General features: G+C 37.0%; 14 protein-coding genes. 10 read left to right on the top strand and 4 right to left on the bottom strand.

Features of this window, described 5'->3' with window-relative positions; genetic code table 11:
• The first annotated feature begins 136 nt into the window (after window positions 1–136).
• The 5 genes from KEM10_RS03640 (at window position 137) to KEM10_RS03620 (ending at window position 7,804) form a co-directional block, all read left to right on the top strand.
• Window positions 137–2,389 (top strand): inorganic phosphate transporter, encoded by a 2,253-nt coding sequence (locus tag KEM10_RS03640; protein ID WP_212213653.1) that lies wholly within the window; start codon window positions 137–139, stop codon window positions 2,387–2,389.
• A gap of 124 nt (window positions 2,390–2,513) precedes the next feature.
• Window positions 2,514–3,533, top strand: a complete 1,020-nt coding sequence (locus KEM10_RS03635) for a hypothetical protein (protein ID WP_212213651.1) — start codon at window positions 2,514–2,516, stop codon at window positions 3,531–3,533.
• A 61-nt stretch (window positions 3,534–3,594) separates the two neighbouring features.
• Window positions 3,595–4,842: a porin gene (locus tag KEM10_RS03630; RefSeq protein ID WP_212213649.1), complete on the top strand. Its 1,248-nt coding sequence runs from the start codon at window positions 3,595–3,597 to the stop codon at window positions 4,840–4,842.
• Between the two features lie 126 nt (window positions 4,843–4,968).
• A complete protein-coding gene (locus KEM10_RS03625; protein WP_212213647.1) occupies window positions 4,969–5,400 on the top strand; it encodes a hypothetical protein in 432 nt (143 codons plus the stop codon).
• Window positions 5,401–5,419: 19 nt separating this feature from the next.
• Complete coding sequence (locus tag KEM10_RS03620; protein WP_212213645.1) at window positions 5,420–7,804, top strand: TonB-dependent receptor; 2,385 nt, start codon at window positions 5,420–5,422, stop codon at window positions 7,802–7,804.
• A 232-nt stretch (window positions 7,805–8,036) separates the two neighbouring features.
• On the opposite strand, the gene KEM10_RS03615 is transcribed toward KEM10_RS03620, so the two are convergent.
• From KEM10_RS03615 to mazG, 4 genes are all read right to left on the bottom strand, one after another.
• Window positions 8,037–8,504: a hypothetical protein gene (locus KEM10_RS03615; RefSeq protein WP_212213642.1), complete on the bottom strand. Its 468-nt coding sequence runs from the start codon at window positions 8,502–8,504 to the stop codon at window positions 8,037–8,039.
• Between the two features lie 174 nt (window positions 8,505–8,678).
• Window positions 8,679–10,373, bottom strand: a complete 1,695-nt coding sequence (locus KEM10_RS03610; RefSeq protein WP_244825537.1) for a formate--tetrahydrofolate ligase — start codon at window positions 10,371–10,373, stop codon at window positions 8,679–8,681.
• Between the two features lie 174 nt (window positions 10,374–10,547).
• A complete protein-coding gene (locus tag KEM10_RS03605) occupies window positions 10,548–11,174 on the bottom strand; it encodes a hypothetical protein (protein WP_212213639.1) in 627 nt (208 codons plus the stop codon).
• A gap of 136 nt (window positions 11,175–11,310) precedes the next feature.
• On the bottom strand, window positions 11,311–12,105 hold the full coding sequence (gene mazG, locus KEM10_RS03600; RefSeq protein ID WP_212213637.1) for a nucleoside triphosphate pyrophosphohydrolase: 795 nt from the start codon (window positions 12,103–12,105) through the stop codon (window positions 11,311–11,313).
• Between the two features lie 207 nt (window positions 12,106–12,312).
• On the opposite strand from mazG, the gene KEM10_RS03595 reads away from it, so the two are divergent.
• The 5 genes from KEM10_RS03595 to KEM10_RS03575 all read left to right on the top strand — a co-directional run bounded on the left by KEM10_RS03595 (window position 12,313) and on the right by KEM10_RS03575 (window position 18,557).
• Entirely contained in the window at window positions 12,313–13,266 is a 954-nt protein-coding gene (locus tag KEM10_RS03595; protein WP_212213635.1) for a PhoH family protein, read from the top strand.
• Window positions 13,267–13,293: 27 nt separating this feature from the next.
• Entirely contained in the window at window positions 13,294–14,244 is a 951-nt protein-coding gene (locus tag KEM10_RS03590) for a phosphoribosylaminoimidazolesuccinocarboxamide synthase (protein ID WP_212213633.1), read from the top strand.
• A gap of 420 nt (window positions 14,245–14,664) precedes the next feature.
• Window positions 14,665–16,896 carry a formate C-acetyltransferase gene (gene pflB, locus KEM10_RS03585; protein ID WP_212213631.1) on the top strand — a complete coding sequence of 744 codons (2,232 nt, stop codon included), beginning with the start codon at window positions 14,665–14,667 and terminating at the stop codon, window positions 16,894–16,896.
• Window positions 16,897–16,977: 81 nt separating this feature from the next.
• A complete protein-coding gene (gene pflA / locus KEM10_RS03580; RefSeq protein WP_212213629.1) occupies window positions 16,978–17,703 on the top strand; it encodes a pyruvate formate-lyase-activating protein in 726 nt (241 codons plus the stop codon).
• 65 nt (window positions 17,704–17,768) lie between these two features.
• A complete protein-coding gene (locus KEM10_RS03575; RefSeq protein WP_212213627.1) occupies window positions 17,769–18,557 on the top strand; it encodes a formate/nitrite transporter family protein in 789 nt (262 codons plus the stop codon).
• The last annotated feature ends 38 nt before the right edge of the window (window positions 18,558–18,595 follow it).

Raw genomic sequence — 18,595 nt, 5'->3', positions numbered from 1 at the left:
TTGTTTACTCCATATTTATTGCCTAAATTCATCGAGTTAACACAAAATTAACATTCGTTTAATTTTAATTCAACCTTAGAATTAACAACACTAACTATGTTTGCCCCGCGAAAAAGAATTCTAAATACATTATTTGATGGAAAATATCTATTTAATTCTGGTTATTGTATTATTTGCATTAGCCATATCTGACTTAATCGTTGGTGTTAGCAACGATGCTGTTAATTTTCTAAATTCAGCTATTGGTGCTAAAGCAGCCCCATACACTATTATTATGGTGGTCGCCGCGTTAGGTATTCTGTTTGGTGCCACTTTCTCAAGTGGTATGATGGAGGTAGCCCGAAAAGGGATCTTTAATCCCCAGTTCTTCTTCTTTGATGAGATAATGATCATCTTTTTAGCAGTAATGATTACTGATGTTATTCTGCTCGATTTATTTAACACCTTTGGAATGCCCACTTCCACTACAGTATCTATTGTATTCGAAATTTTGGGTGCGGCAGTTGCAGTATCTATAATTAAGGTAAGCAATGATCCTAGTATGAATGTGAGTCAGTACATTAATACTGCCAAAGCCTTAGCAATTATCTCAGGAATATTGCTTTCGGTGGTGATCTCATTCTCGGTTGGAGCAATTGTGCAGTATATCACCCGTTTGATTTTTTCGTTTGATTACGATAAGCGAATCAGTTATTTCGGAGCAATATACGGAGGTATTGCCATTACAGCTATTACCTACTTTATTTTGGTAAAAGGTGCTAAAAGTGCCTCTTTCATGGATGCCGCCTCTAAAGATTGGATTAAAGCAAATGGCATGACCATTATTGCAGCCAGCTTTGTGGGATGGACCGTTTTACTTCAAATTCTGAAATTAATATTCAAGTTAGACATACTTAAAGTAATTGTATTAGCAGGTACTTTTGCTTTAGCAATGGCATTTGCCGGTAACGACTTGGTTAATTTTATTGGTGTACCATTAGCAGGTTTTGAATCGTTCCATGTATTTCAAAAGGCAGGTATGGAACCCGGAAGTGTTAGTATGGAAGCTTTAGCAGGTAAAGTAGCTACCCCTACTTATATGCTTTTGATTGCCGGTATAATAATGGTTATAACACTGTGGACTTCTAAAAAAGCCAGAGCTGTTGTTAAAACATCATTAGACTTAAGTCGCCAGCAAGAAGGTGACGAACGTTTTGGATCATCAATGTTGGCTCGTTCAATTGTTCGTAGTTCAATCAACACTTCCAAGGCAATTGAAAATGTATTACCTAAAGGTTTAAGCACAAGAATTAACAAGCAGTTCGATTCTACTAACTACGAAGAAAGACGTAAAAAACTTGGTAAAGAAGCTCCTGCTTTTGATATGCTAAGAGCTTCTGTTAATCTGGTGGTAGCAAGTATACTTATTTCACTGGCAACCAATATGAAATTACCTTTGTCAACTACCTATGTAACTTTTATGGTAGCTATGGGTAGTTCATTGGCAGACCGTGCCTGGGGCCGCGAAAGTGCTGTCTACCGTATCACCGGAGTTCTTTCAGTAATTGGTGGATGGTTCTTTACTGCCTTCTCAGCCTTTACTGCAGCGTTTGTTATGGCAATGCTTATTTCGGTAGCCGGACTATGGATTATTGCAGTTTTGATACTATTTGCTCTGTTTATGGTATTCAGAACTCATTTAATGCCTAAAAAAGCAACTACCGAAACCGAAGTGTCTGAATACGAAATTGAAGAAGTTGAAGAGGAAATACCAGCTGAAAAAGTATTAGCTAAATGTACCAGCAGTGTTACCAAAACTTTACAAAGTATTTCTGATTTATATTCAAAAACAATACATGACTTTGAAGCTGAAAGTAGAAAGAAATTAAAGAACACAAATAAAGAGGTTATAGGAATCAACAAAAAAGCTAAGAAGCTAAAAGACAACGTGTATCCAACCGTAATGAAGCTTCAGGAGCAATCGATCGACTCAAGCCTTTATTATGTACAAGTAATTGATTATTTGCGAGAAACAGCTCATTGTTTGTCATATATATCTGAACCATGCTATATGCATTTGGATAATAACCACAATGTATTCAAACCAGAACAATTTGAAGACCTTAATAATTTAAATGTGGCTGTTCAGGATTTTATTAGTGACAGCATTTCAATGATAAAAAAGGGTAATTACGAAAAATTATCAAAATTAACAGATAAACAAGAAACAGTACTTTCTTCTATCCGTGATTACCGTAAAGCGCAATTAAAACGTATAAAAGGAGCAAAAGCTGGAACAAAAACCAGTTTATTATACCTTAACATCTTACATGAGACACAAACCCTGTTGCTTCATTTGATCAACCTGGTAAAAGCTCAGCGCGATTTTGTAGATTTTCAGAAAAACTAATAACACTATCTTTTCAGGATGAAGTTCGCACAAACTTCATCCTGATATTACTCGTAACAGTTAATTTATTCAGTCTTTTGGGAATTGGGCTAATAAGTTAAATCACAATTTATCAGGAGGAAAAATGAAAAAATCAATGCTTATCATGGCTGCAATGGTCATGTGGGTTAGCTGTGTGTTTGCCCAGCAGAATGAAGAATTCAAGCCTAGTGGCCGAATTGAAGGAAGAATCTTTACCGATTTCAGTACCGATGTTATTGGTGACAGCAATGAAAAAGCTTTTGAGCTTAAAAGAGCTTACATGGGTTATCGCTATCAGATAACCGAAGAATTCAGAGCACATGTTAGAATTGACGTAGGTGGTAGTGAATTTGTTATTGAAGACGCACTATCGCAATATGTTTTCTTTAAAACAGCAGCCTTGTACTACGAAAAAGGTCCTTGGTTTGCGGCATTTGGTCTGCACGACACCTATCAGTTTAAAGTACAAGAGCGTTTGTGGGGAAAGCGTTATATCCTGCCATCGATGCTAGACAGACAAAAATTCGACTTTAGTGCTGATGTGGGTGCCTCAGGCCAATACAGAAACGATAATTTCTCAGTTGACTTAGCCCTGTTTAATGGTGAGGGTTACAAGCAACTACAACAAGACGATGCTTTTCGTGGAAGTTTAGGTGTTACAGGTTGGTTTGCTGACCGTAAAATTATTGGACGTTTGTATTCTGATTATTCAAGTCTGGATATCCACCTGGCATCCTTAACCGGTTTTATAGGATTCGATTTGGATGAATTCACTCTTGGACTGGAATATACTCATCAAGAGAATTATGCTTATTTCGAGGGACATGACAGAAATGCCTATTCCATTTTCTCACAATACAATTTTACCAATAGATTTGGTGTATGGGCACGTATTGATGGTATGGATTCGAAATTTAGTTATGAAGAAAATCCGGATGAAGAACAAGCCTCTCATATCGAGAACTGGAACAGTAGAGATGGCGAAGATATCTTTGCAGGTATCGAGTATGCCCTTGTTCCCAGAAAGATAAATACTTCGATAAACTATCAACACCATCATTCTAATAATGATGATCCAGTGGATACCGGAAGAATTTTCTTTAACTTAGAAGTTCGGTTTTAATTAATTTAAACTACCGGTAACAATTCAGTTACCAACCTTTTTGCACAAAAAAAGAAATAAGATGAAAGCAAAGTTATGGCTAATTGTTATTAGCACTTTACTTATCCAAATTACCCATGCTCAGGAAGAGCAACAGAATACCCTAGATACCCAAAGGGCTAAAGAATGGTTTGAAAAAGTTAAAATAAGTGGTTACATGCAGCTGCGTAACAACGACTTGTTTAAAACGAATCCAGACATGGAAAATCCACAAGGTGACCGAACATACGGTGGTTTTGATGGCTTCTCGTTACGTCGAATGCGCATGAAGATAAGCGGGCAAATACATCCCAGACTGTATTTCTATTTTCAAGCTGATTTTGCAGCTGATGGCAAAAACCTGGGACAATTAAGAGATGCCTATTTCGATTATTTTCTTGATGAAGCAGGAAAGTGGAGAGTACGAGGTGGTCAAAGTAAAATTCCTTTTGGCTTTGAAAACCTGCAATCATCACAAAATCGTTTGGCACTGGATCGTAACGATCCCTTAAACAGTGCAGTTAAAGATGAGCGTGATATGGGTATTGGTATCCACTATGCCCCTGTAGAAATTCGTAAGCGATTTAGCGATTTAAAAAAGAAAGGATTGAAAGGATCGGGTGACTATGGTATGTTTTATACTATGATATACAACGGTCAAAGAGGAAATAGCATTGTACCTAATGCTAAAAAGATACCACATATTGCTATGCGTTTTACTTATCCTATGGAGTTCGAATCAGGACAATACCTTGAGTTGGGTATACAAGGATATACAGGTCAGTATGTAACCACCTCTGTTTCTGATGGAGTTAAAGTAAGAAATAATGATGGAAGTATTTCGGAAAAAGATGCTTACGATCAACTCTTCAGAGATCAACGTATAGCAGCCAGTATTATCTACTACCCTCAGCCTTTTGGTTTTCAGGCAGAGTATAATGTTGGTAAAGGTCCGGAATTTGCTTTTGACGCAACTAACAACTCAGGTTCAATAGGAATTGAACAACTTCATGGTGGCTATGCACAGGTGATGTATCGCATTCAGCATAAAAAACAAGAAATTTTACCATTTGTAAAAGCCATGTATTACGATGGCGGTAAGAAATTTGAGTTAGATGCCAGAAGCTACACTGTTAAGGAATTAGAATTGGGAATAGAATGGCAACCTATTAAAGCCTTTGAAGTAGTGGGAATCTACACTATTGCCGACAGACGTTACGAAGATATGGCTAATCCTATTAACCAACAAAGCGGACGATTGCTTCGAATACAATTACAAGTAAATTATTAAACAAGCACCAATAAAACGATACAGATAAAAATGTATTCATTGGATTAAATACAAATAACCACTCTTTTTAAAGGGTGGTTATTTTATTTAAAGTGAATAATATCTAAATATTTAAAATCCCCATTAATGGGGATTTGTGGTATTAAAGAATTTTTTCATTTTTGTAATGTGAAAAAAGAGTATATTAAATACCAGAATATATTAAAGCGAATTAGCTTCTTACTTGCATTGTGTTTTCTCATGCAAGTGGCTAATAACGCTCTGTTCTTTCACACACATAAAACTGCTGATGGAAAAATTCTTCATCATGCCCACCCCAATGCTGGTAATCATTCGCATAACGATTATCAATTCAGTTTTTACGAACAACTCCAATTATTAACCGGATTTGATATACCAAAACTGATTCAGGATAGTCCGTTATTTCTCACATTTACTTACGATACTTTTGTCGTAAGATTTAATGCGTCCATTGATTCCAACAATCAATCTGGAAGAGCCCCTCCTATTGGTTATTTCATTTTTATTGAATTGATCCCCGATTACCAAAAAAAATAACAAATTAAAAAATAACCAGATGAATAAGAATCGTTTGTATGTCATTCTTATGGCTTTACTATGTATTTTTACAACCCATATTGAAACTTTATACAGTCAGACTGCTCCGCCAGAACCAGTTTGTCGCCTTGAAGGAACTGTTAATGCCGACGGAGAAGCATTACCCTTCGCAACTATTACCATTGACAATACCACCTTAGGTGCTGCTTCAGATTTAGAAGGAGCTTTTGAATTAGGTCATATCCCTGAAGGAGAATTCATAGTAAAAGCTCAAGCCATCGGATTTAAACCGGTAGAAAAAGTAATTCGTTTTGAAGCAGGAAAAATTGCCAACATCAAATTTGATTTAGAAAGTGACGTGTTGGGACTAGAACAAGTTGTTGTTACAGCAGACAGAAAAGAAACCAAACGTACCGATGCATCAGTAATTGTCAATACTGTTACCCCAAAGTTATTACAAAACTCAGAGTCAATTTCCATTGGTGAAGGCCTGAATTACGTACCCGGATTGCGTTTAGAAAACAATTGCCAGAACTGTGGTTTCACACAGGTTCGCATGAACGGAATGGATGGTGCTCATTCGCAGGTTTTAATTAATAACAGAGCCATTTTTAGTAACCTGGCCGGTGTGTATGGTTTAGAGCTGATGCCTGCCAGTATGATTGAGCGCATTGAAGTAATCAGAGGTGGCGGATCAGCCTTGTACGGTAGTAATGCAGTAGCTGGAACTATTAACTTAATAACGAAAGATCCGATTTCTAATTCATACGATATCAGCACACAGTATAGTTCGATTGGAGTTGGCACAGGTGATGCAACCGCTTCAGATTATTCTGCCAATATGAACGCAACCATTGTTAGCGAGGATAAAAAAACAGGATTGGCTTTGTTTGGTTTTATGAGAAGCAGAGATCCGTATGATGCTAATAATGATTCCTACTCTGAAATATCTGCAATAGATAATTTAACCTTGGGAGCACGTTTAAATCATCGTATTGATTACAGAAGTAAAATAACACTCGATTTTATTCGTATGAATGAAGAGCGTCGCGGAGGTGATAAATTCGAGTATCCTAAACACGAAGCTAATATTGCTGAGGCAGTAGATCATAAAATCACAACCACTGCATTAACTTACGAACGATTTGTTGGTACAGGAAGCATGTGGTCGGTTTACGGATCAGCACAAAATGTCGACAGAGCATCCTATTATGGAGCGAATCAAAGCCTTGCCGATTATGGCCAAACCGACGGTCTTACTTACAACATAGGTACGCAGTTCAAATCAGATTTTGGTGATAACTCTATCATTACAGGTATTGAGGCTGTTAATGACGTTCTAGAAGATAACAAATTAGGTTATTACGATATTGAAACAGGCGAACACATACCTAATACACTTATAACAGATCAAAAAAAGAGTGTTTATGGTGTTTTTGCTCAATACGACCGTAAATTAGGTAAAGTAAAAGTATCGTTAGGCGCTCGTTTTGACAGATACGAAATAACTGATTTGGAACATAAAGAAGGTAACAATAGTGGTAATGTATTCAGCCCGCGCGCCAATGTTCTTTGGGATATACTTCCTGAATTGCAATGGCGAGCCAGTTATTCTCAAGGATATCGCGCACCACAGGTGTTTGATGAAGATTTACATATTGAAACATCCGGATCGAGAAAAGTGGTACATGCTAACGATGCCAACCTTAAACAAGAAACCAGCCATAGCTACATGTCTTCACTGGATTTTAATAAACAGTTAGGTACCTGGAACATAGGATTACTAGCCGAAGGTTTTTATACTAAACTAAGTGATGCCTTTGCTTCAACACCGGAATATGATGAATCAACTGGAGTTACTACCTACATAAGAAGTAATGATGAAAACGGAGCTACGGTAAAAGGAGTTAACTTTGAGGCAACTGTATCTCCTATAAATAAAATTTACTTTAAAGCAGGCTTCACCAAGCAAACAAGCACTTTTGGATCTGCTCAGGAGTTAGGTGAGAAAGATTTTTTAAGAACGCCTAATGACTATGGTTTCTTTTCATTTGATTATGATGTTATCCCAAATTTGTGTCTTATTGCTACAGGTACCTACACCGGTAAGATGAAAATTGCTTACTACGGAAATAATTTCACTGAGGATGACAACATAATTGTTGAGGATGATATTGAAGGAGCCATCCGTACCACTCCTTCCTTTTTTGATCTAGGCCTGAAAGCTGAATATCAGATGAAAATAGGAGGATTACCTTTTAAATTCTTCGGTGGTGTGAAAAACATTTTCAATTCATATCAGAATGATTTTGATAATGGAGTTGACAGAGATCCAGCGTATGTATATGGCCCAATGAATCCCAGAACAGTCTATTTTGGAATTAAATTAAGTAACATACTCTAATTTTTATAATGTCAATTGCTAGACCTATTCGGCCTCAACGAGTATGAGAAGTATTACAAATTTGAATATTCATAAAACCAGAAACCTGATACCGAAACTGCTGGAGACAACTTTACCGTTGCACATAGTTTTTAGGAAGCAAACAAGAGTCATTTTAATTATTACTTCTTAATATGAAAAGCCTCTTCGGAATAGTTCTGAAGGGGCTTTTTTTATGCATCATGTTGTAAACTTATCTAATCCATTTCTTTTCAGGAGTGGTGCAATCATACACTTTTAAATCAAACATCTCTCCTATTTTCAAAGCCTCTTCAATTGCTTTTTCTTTTTCTAATGATGTTAATTTCACAACTCGTTTGTGATCATCCACAGCTAAAATTAATTTATACTGATAATCACTGGAATCTGACTCTCCACTATCAGCATCACTTACTGAGATGTAACGCACCACAGATACATATTTAACAGGTGGTAAGTGTTTCCACCCACCTAAATTATATCCTAAAATTTTGGAATAGTTACGGTAACGATTATTCTTAACATCAATCTCTAAACCTGCTGAGTAAGTTAAGGCTGTAACACCTATGGCTAAAGCAATTAAGCCCGTTTCAATATAAAATACAGAGAGGACAATACAGGCAATAAAATAAGATATAAAGCTCAAATTGAGCCTATTGGCAGTGTAGGTAGATTTATACATTTCGGATATTAGTTAGTTGTTTCCGCCTTAAATATATAAAAGATATTTTAATCTCCAAGAAATATTACGATAATGATTTTAGTAATATTACACAGAACAACAAACACTACCTAGCTAAAAATCAAAAGGCTACCTATAAGGCAGCCTTTTGCATATATATAAATAAATAAGATGTTATGACAAACCGGTAATAACCCCTTCAGTATTAATATCCATTCCTTCAGCAGCAGGCACGGCCGGAAGTCCCGGCATACGCATCATTTTACCCAAAATAGGTATCAAAAATCCAGCACCGGCAGCAAATTCAAATTCTCTTACTGTAACATTAAATCCTGATGGTCTTCCTATTAGTTTATCATTATCTGAAAATGATTTTTGAGTTTTTGCCATACAAACAGGCAATTTATCTAATCCCAAAGACTCAATCTTCTTTATATCAGCCAAAGCTTGTTTTGAAAAATCCACACCATCAGCACCATAAATTTCGCGCGCAATGGTTTCAATCTTCTCAATAACTGGTGATTGATAATTGTACAATGGTCTAAACTGACTTTCTCCCTGCTCAATGGCTTCTACAACCGCCTGAGCTAACTCCATTGTACCATCTCCGCCAAGTCCCCAGCCCTGACTAACAACAGCTTTTACGCCCATCTCTTTGCATCGACATTTGACTAATGCAATTTCTTCCTCGCTATCAGACACAAAGTTATTAATGGCCACAACAGGTTTTAAACCAAACTTAAGTGCATTTTCGATGTGCTTTTCAAGATTGGCAAATCCAGCCTCAACTCTTGCTTTGCTAGGCATGTCATATTCTTCTTTAACAGCACCACCATGATGACGTAAAGCCCTGATAGTAGCCACAATCACCATTGTATCCGGACTTAAATCACCCGCAACTGATTTGATATTTAAGAATTTTTCAGCTCCTAAATCAGCACCAAAACCAGCTTCGGTTACTACATAATCAGATAATGATAAGCCCATTTTAGTTGCCAAAATAGTATTGGTTCCCTGAGCGATATTAGCAAAAGGTCCGCCATGAATAATGGCAGGATTTCCTTCCAATGTTTGAACCAAATTAGGTTTAATGGCATCTTTTAACAATAAAGCCATTGGTCCTTGTGCATTTAAATCACGCGCATAAACCGGCTTTTTATCAAAAGTAAATCCAACAAATATATTACCTAAACGCTCTTTTAAATCATCCAGACTTGTTGCCATACAAAGAATGGCCATCACCTCAGATGCAGCAGTAATGTTAAAACCATCCTGACGAGGAATACCATTGGCAGTTCCACCCAAGCCAATTGTTATATCGCGCAAAGCTCTATCATTCATATCAATCACACGCTTCCAAACCACTGTACGAGGATCGATATTTAAGCTTCGGCTTCTACTTTGAATATTGTTATCTATTAATGCAGACAAAAGGTTATTTGCCTTTTCAATGGCTGAGAAATCACCTGTAAAATGAAGGTTGATATCTTCCATTGGTACCACCTGCGAGTAACCTCCTCCTGCTGCTCCACCTTTAATTCCAAAAACCGGTCCCAACGAAGGCTCGCGCAGAACAGCAGTAGCTTGTTTACCAATTTTATTTAATCCTTCCGTTAAACCAATCGAAACGGTTGTTTTGCCTTCTCCCGCAGGTGTTGGAGTTAGAGCAGTTACCAGAATTAATTTATTTGATTTAACCTTATCTTCATCAATCAGATTTAAAGGTAGTTTAGCTTTATACTTTCCATAAAGCTCAAGGTCGTCCTCATCTATGTTCAGTTTAGCGGCAATTTTTGAGATATGCTGCATTTGAGCCGACTGGGCAATCTCTAAATCTGTTTTAATTGTTTTGGTTGTATTCAATTCCATTGATAACTACTCTTAATAATCAGTTTTTACTCCCTTCGAATTTGAAGCTGCAAAAATACCTTCTTATTATTAATTGTCTATGTGATTTTTATCAGATTTTTGAACTCTTAACATTTAATAAAGAAAAACCCGTTAAAATTTAACGGGTTTTATTCATTTTCAATCTATTATATTCTAATGCCGAACTCGGCAAATTACTTGAGCAGAATTGTTTCTTACTCTATAATAACCATTTTCAAACGGAATATAATAGTAGTCGGAATTATGATAGTAATTATAACCATTTAGTCTTGTAATACGGCAATGATGGGGAGCATACCTTACGGTTGGTAATTGCAATTCAATTTCAAGATATCCTCTGCCCGGCACGTAGGTATAAAATCTTCCCTGGCAATGATAAAAGGTATCATAACCAATGGCAAAACTAATGTAATGTTTGGATGGTAATCGTCTGTGATACACATAATGATTGTAGTGTGTATGATGATTATAGCCTTTACTATGAACATGCATTTTTGAAGGATGATGATCAACTACTGTACACCCTAAATGACAATGATTTTCTGCATGCTGTTGATGTATATTTCCTTTCTTTTGTTTGTATTTATTACTGTTATTATGGGCTTTTGACTGATAAGAATAATTGCGTGTTGACTGACGTTTAACGCGACTTCGGCTATTCTCATTTGATCGTTTCCCCTGACTTCTGCCCGATCTTCTTTCTTGTGAAGTAATTGTATTACCAGAAAATAAAATGAAGATCCCTATTAAACCTGTATATAATAATTGTTTCGCTTTCATGGCTTCTAGTTTAAGTTAGACATGTAATCAGGCTGAATGCATTAGCTGACTATTCCAATTCAAACTTTATGCCAAAACTTAACAATTATTAACTTTAAAACTTATCACGCCCCTTTTATAGCTAATAATATGAACGTTACAAAGCATCTGTTTTTTTAGCTTCATTCCATATTTTATCCATTTCTTCGAGCGACATAGCTTTTAAATCAACTCCCGCCTTAATGGTTTTTTCTTCCAGATAATTAAATCGATGAATAAATTTACGGTTGGTTCTTTCCAAAGCATTTTCAGGATTTACGCCATATAAACGAGCTGCATTGATAACTGAAAACAATAAATCGCCAAACACGGCTTCAATTTTGTCTTCATCCATTTGAGCAATTTCAACCTTCAGTTCATCCAATTCTTCATGCACTTTATCCCAAACCTGCTCTTTATGTTCCCAATCGAAACCAACACCCCGCGCTTTATCCTGAATACGATTGGCTTTAACCATGGCTGGTAAACTCATAGGCACTCCTGAAAGAACAGATTTATTACCATCTTTTTCTTTCAACTTTAACTGCTCCCAGTTCTCCTCCACCTGACGTGCATCTTGAACTTTTTCTTCACCAAATATATGCGGATGACGATATATCAACTTCTCATTCAAAGCTTCAATCACATCTTTCATATTAAAATCATTGGTTTCAGAACCTATTTTTGCATAAAACACAATGTGTAAAAGCACATCTCCCAATTCCTTTCTAATTAATTTAGGATCGTTTTTAATAATGGCATCGGCCAGTTCGTATGTTTCTTCAATGGTTAAAGTGCGCAACGACTCATTCGTCTGTTCCTTATCCCACGGACATTTGCTGCGTAACTCATCCATTATTTCCAATAATTCTTTAAATGCAACCAGGGTTAAATCGTGTTTTTTATTACTCATTATCTAAAGCCTTAAATGTTTTCTCACCTACAAATATATTGGAAAGTTAGCCCTTATTTAAAATATCAATGACCTATTTAAACAATTAACCACTATTCAGCTAATTCATGATTTATGTAATGGCAAAAGATGACTTTTTCATCCATAAGAAATGCAAAATTTGTTGTTACTTTGTGATAGAGTAAATGACGGAATTGAAACCTTTATATGATAGAAAAATTGATTTATCTCGAATCAGTTGATTTGGTGGAGTTTTTAGGTGTTAAAAACTCAAAGCTTGAAATTATTAAAAACCGTTTTCCAAAATTAAAAATTGTAGCACGCGGCAATTGGCTTAAGGCCATTGGTGATGCAGAAGAAATGGCTGATTTTGAGGAAAAAATCAATAACCTGCTGGAGCATTATAACGAATATAATGTTTTGAAAGAAGCCACTATTAGTGAGATTCTGGAAGGTGACAGGATTACAGAAGCAAAAAGTGATAGCGATGTTATTTTATATGGTGTTAGCGGACGCCCCATAAAAGCCCGTACTGAAAACCAGAATAAATTGGTACAGGCTTTTAAAAAAAATGACTTGTTATTTGCTGTAGGCCCGGCTGGTTCAGGAAAAACCTATACAGCCATTGCTTTAGCTGTTTCGGCATTAAAAAACCGACAAGTTAGACGAATCATCTTAAGTCGCCCTGCCGTTGAAGCCGGTGAGAAATTAGGCTTTCTTCCGGGTGATATGAAGGAAAAAATAGATCCGTATTTACAACCTCTTTATGATGCACTACAGGATATGATCCCTCCAGCCCGCTTAAGAGAATACATGGAAAACGGAACCATACAAATTGCACCTTTGGCATTTATGCGTGGACGAACTTTAAATGACGCCTGTGTTATATTAGATGAAGCTCAGAACACAACAAATAACCAACTTAAGATGTTTCTTACCCGTATGGGGGCTTATGCTAAGTTTATTGTTACGGGTGATGTTACCCAAATTGACTTGCCAAACCCTCGTAGCTCGGGCTTAATACAAGGTATGAACATCCTAAAGAACATTAATCGTATTTCAATGATTGAGTTCAATAAAAAGGACATTGTACGCCATCAATTAGTGCAAGATATTGTAGAAGCTTACGATAAAAAACAAAATCAAGACGATAAAAAGTAAAAACAAATATCAAATATCTATTATAAAATGAGTAAAGCAATTGTAAAGACCGACTATCAGTTTCCGGGTCAAAAAAGTGTTTACAAAGGTAAAGTTCGTGATGTTTACAACATTAACGACGACTATTTAGTAATGGTTGTTTCCGACCGTCTTTCTGCCTTTGACGTTGTACTTCCAAAAGGAATTCCTTACAAAGGACAAGTATTGAACCAGATTGCAGCTAAGTTTTTAGATGCGACAGCCGATATTGTACCAAACTGGAAAATTGCTACTCCGGATCCAACCGTAACTGTTGGTCACATGTGCGAACCGTTTCCTGTTGAAATGATTGTACGTGGTTACCTTACCGGTAGCTCCTGGAGACTTTATAAAGATGGCGGACGCGACATTTGCGGTGTGCCACTACCTGAAGGATTAAAAGAGCATCAGGCTTTTCCTGAGCCAATCCTTACTCCAACAACAAAAGCTGAGCAAGGTGCTCATGATGAAAACATCACGCGTGAAGAGATTTTAAAGCAAGGCTTGGTTTCAGAAGAAGATTACCTTGAACTAGAAAGAATTTCTTTGGAGCTTTTTAAACGTGGTAGCGAAATTGCTAAAGAAAAAGGTTTGATTTTGGTAGATACCAAATACGAATTCGGTAAAAAAGATGGAAAGATTTACTTAATCGACGAAATTCACACACCAGATTCATCTCGCTATTTTTATGCTGATGGTTACCAGGAACGTTTTGATAAAGGCGAAAATCAAAAGCAATTATCAAAAGAATTTGTTCGTGAATGGTTAATGGAAAATAATTTCCAGGGACGTGAAGGTGATGTTCTTCCAGAGCTTCCGGATGATTTTATAAATGAAATTTCGGAACGCTACATCGAATTGTACGAAAGTATTACCGGCGATAAATTCGAAAAAGCGGATGTTTCAACTGTAATTGACCGCGTAGAAAAGAACGTGACAGATTATTTGAACAATCTGTAATAATATTCCATTACACAATAAGTTAAGGCACTCCTTTTGAGTGCCTTTTTTATTTATAAACGGGTTAATTAATCTTCGACATTGAGCAAAACATGCCGTACAACATGTTAATGTTTGTTAAATATTTTGGCATCAATCATTCTAAATAAGATTGTAATCTATACATTACAACTTAAACTTTTGTTTTGCAATCTACACATTACACTTACCCAACATCAATGATATCAGACTATTTCAATTTAGATATCCCAAAAACAGAAATCGCCTTACTATTTAGAATGGTTGAAATTCAATCGCTTAAATAAGACCTAGATATCTTTTATTGCATTGAATAATTGGTTTTTTGATATTTACTTTGCACCCGCAATACAATTAGAAATAATAAAAGTATATCATATACAAGCTAAATAACAATTAATCATGAGCAAGATTAAAGACATGTTTAGAGATGGACTTTGGAACAACGAAGTAAATGTTAGAAACTTCGTTCAAATGAACATCACACCATACGAAGGTGACAGTACTTTCTTATGTGGTCCAACTGAAAGAACCCAAAAATTATGGGAACTTTGTAAAGAAGCCATCAAAGAAGAAACTGAAAACAATGGTGTACGTGCTATCGACACAGAAACAGTATCTACTATTGCCGCTTTCGATGCTGGTTATATCGATAAAGACCTTGAATTAATTGTGGGTCTTCAAACAGATCAACTATTAAAGCGTGCCATGAAGCCTTATGGTGGAATTGCTGTAGTTGAAAAAGCTTGTAAAGAACAAGGTTTGGAAGTTTCGGACCGTGTGAAGGATATTTTCCGCAATTATGCTAAAACACACAACGATGGTGTGTTTGATGTATATACTGAAGAAATCCGTAAATTCCGCTCTCTAGGTTTCCTTACTGGTTTGCCAGATAACTACGCCCGTGGTCGTATTATCGGTGATTACCGTCGTTTGGCATTATACGGTATCGATCGCTTGATTGAAGCTAAAAAAGAAGATTTACGTGGTTTGTTAGGTCCTATGACCGATGACAAAATTCGCTTGCGCGAAGAAGTTGCTGAGCAAATCAAAGCTTTAGCTCAAATGAAAGATTTAGGTGCTAAATATGGTTTAGACCTAAGTCGTCCGGCTGAATCAGCACAAGAAGCTGTACAATGGGTATACATGGCTTACCTTGCTGCTGTAAAAGAGCAAGATGGAGCTGCCATGTCATTGGGTAATGTTTCTTCATTCCTTGACATTTATATGGAGTACGATCTTCAAAAAGGAATTATTACCGAAGAGCGCGCTCAAGAATTTGTTGACCAGTTTGTAATGAAATTACGTATGGTTCGTCACCTGCGTATGAATGCATATAATGAGATTTTTGCGGGTGACCCAACCTGGGTAACTGAAGCAATCGGAGGTCGTTTAATGGATGGTCGTCACAAGATTACCAAAACATCATTCCGTTTCTTACAAACACTATACAACTTAGGCCCTTCCCCAGAGCCAAACATGACTGTACTTTGGTCGAACACATTGCCTGAAAACTTTAAAAACTACTGTGCTCAGGTTTCTATCGACACTTCATCTATTCAGTACGAAAACGATGATTTGATGCAAAGTACCCGTCAATCTGACGATTATGGTATCGCATGTTGTGTATCATTCCAGGAAATCGGAAAACACATTCAGTTCTTTGGAGCACGTACCAACCTTGCTAAAACATTGTTGCTGGCTATTAACGGTGGACGTTGCGAGATGTCAGGTAAACAAATGATTGAAGGCATTCCTGCATTGACGAGTGATGAATTGAACTTCGATGAAGTAATGGCGAATTATAAAATTGCTATGAAAGAAGTAGCTCGTGTTTACAACGAGTCGATGAATATCATCCACTACATGCACGATAAGTATTACTACGAAAAAGCGCAAATGGCTTTTGTTGATACCAACCCTCGCATTAACCTTGCATACGGTATTGCTGGTTTATCAATCGTAGCTGACTCTTTATCGGCCATTAAGCATGCAAAAGTAAAAGTAGTTCGTAACGATGAAGGTTTAAGTACCGACTTTAAAATCGATGGCGAATTCCCATGTTACGGTAACGATGATGACCGCGTAGATAATTTGGCTGTAGAAGTATCAGGATATTTCAATAGCATACTGTCTCAATTAGGTGTATACAAAAACGCTGAGCCAACCATGTCAATCCTTACCATTACTTCAAACGTAGTTTATGGATTGAAAACAGGTGCTACTCCTGACGGACGTGCTCATGGTGTACCATTTGCACCGGGTGCAAACCCAATGCACGGACGCGACAAAAACGGAGCTATCGCATCGTTGAACTCAGTTGCTAAATTGGATTACAAAAATGCGTTGGATGGTATCTCAAATACCTTCAGTATTGTACCAAAATCATTAGGTGCTGATGAAGATGTTCGTCGTGAGAACTTGGTGACTATGATGGATGCTTATTTCTCAAAAGAAGCGCATCACTTGAACGTAAACGTGTTGAACCGCGAACTTTTGGAAGATGCAATGGAAAATCCAGGAGAATATCCACAGTTGACCATTCGTGTATCGGGTTACGCAGTTAACTTCGTAAAACTGACTCGCGAGCAGCAATTAGAAGTGATTTCAAGAAGCTTCTTCGATCGTATGTAACAGACAAATGAGCAAAATACAGAAGGCAGTGGCTAAATAGCTTCTGCCTTCTTCTCATATTTACTTTTTTAAACTATCGCCATGCTAAACGTTCATTCATTTGAATCGTTGGGGACTTATGATGGTCCCGGAATTCGCCTTGTTGTATTCTTACAAGGGTGTAATTTTAAATGTTTGTACTGTGCCAATCCCGATACCATTGAATGTAAAGGAGGCACCCCTACTTCGGCTGAAGAGATTGTAAGCATGGCTAAAAACCAGCAACCTTTCTTTGGCAAAAAAGGAGGTTTGACCTTTTCTGGAGGCGAACCATTGCTTCAGGCAAAGGAGTTGATTCCTGTATTAAAGGCTTTAAAGGCCGAAGGATTCCATATTTGCGTTGACACCAATGGAAGCGTGTTAAACGATTTTGTTAAAGAAGCCTTAGAATACATCGATATTGTATTGCTCGACATTAAGCAAATGAATGATGAGCGTCATCGTGCATTGGTTGGACAAGGCAATGATAAAACACTAAAGCTGGCTCAATACCTTAATGAAATCAACAAACCGGTTTGGTTAAGATATGTATTGGTTCCTGATTATAGTGATGATCCACAAGATTTACAACAGTTGGGTGATCACTTTGGTGGATTTGAAAACATCGAAAAACTGGAGATTCAACCCTATCATCATTTGGGAGCTCATAAATACGATCACCTGGGTTGGAAATACCAACTGGAAGGTGTTCCATCCAATACAGCAGAGCAATTAGATGCTGCATATAAGCTATTCAAGCAATATTTTAAAGAGGTAATAATTAACTAATCTAACAAAGTAGAACCACCATTAGCAAGATTAAACCTTTTTGTTTTTAGCAAAGCATTACAATAATGAACTACTATAACTCAAAAGAAATCGTATCGGTTGTAAATAAAATAGCCGAAGCAAAAACCAAAACATCAGCCATCAACACCTTTGTATTAGCCATACTTGCCGGCGGATACATTGCCATGGGAGGTTTATTGGCCGTCGTTGTTGGAGGCGGTCTTCCTGGATTAGAAGCTAGCAACCCTGGAATTCAGAAATTCTTGTTTGGAGCCGTTTTCCCATTAGGACTAATTTTGGTGGCCATTGCTGGCGCCGACTTATTTACCGGTAACACTGCGTATTTTATACCGTCGTGGTTTCAGGGAAAAACCAAATTTCAATCCATATTAAAAAACTGGTCAATTGTGTATTTAGGTAATTTCATAGGCTCAATTATTGTTGCTCTATGTTTTGCTTACCTGACTGATTTATTCGCTAAAGATCCCTGGTTAGAAAGTATCAGAGGTATTGCCGAAGCAAAAACAGCTAATCCGTTTTACAAATCCTTTTTAAAAGGGATCGCCTGTAATTGGATGGTTGCATTAGCCATGTGGTTATCTTATGGGGCTAAAGATATCTCAGGTAAAATATTAGGTATCTGGTTCCCTGTTATGGCTTTTGTGGCGATGGGATTTGAACACTCGGTAGCTAATATGTTCTTTATTCCTACAGCAATATTTTATGGTGCTGATGTTACCTGGACAAGCTTTGTGGTTAATAACCTGATTCCGGTAACACTGGGCAATATTGTGGGAGGAGCCCTTTTTGTAGGTGCAGCCTACTGGTTTGTGTACGAACGTAACAATTCTTAAACTTCCATATAGTCGAATGACTGTTGAAAACCGGAGAT

Origin of the sequence: Carboxylicivirga linearis (assembly GCF_018271995.1) — a bacterium.
Classification (GTDB): Bacteria; Bacteroidota; Bacteroidia; order Bacteroidales; family Marinilabiliaceae; genus Carboxylicivirga; species Carboxylicivirga linearis.
The sequence above is the reverse complement of the archived record's forward strand: the minus strand, read 5'-3'. Positions and strand labels throughout refer to the sequence as shown.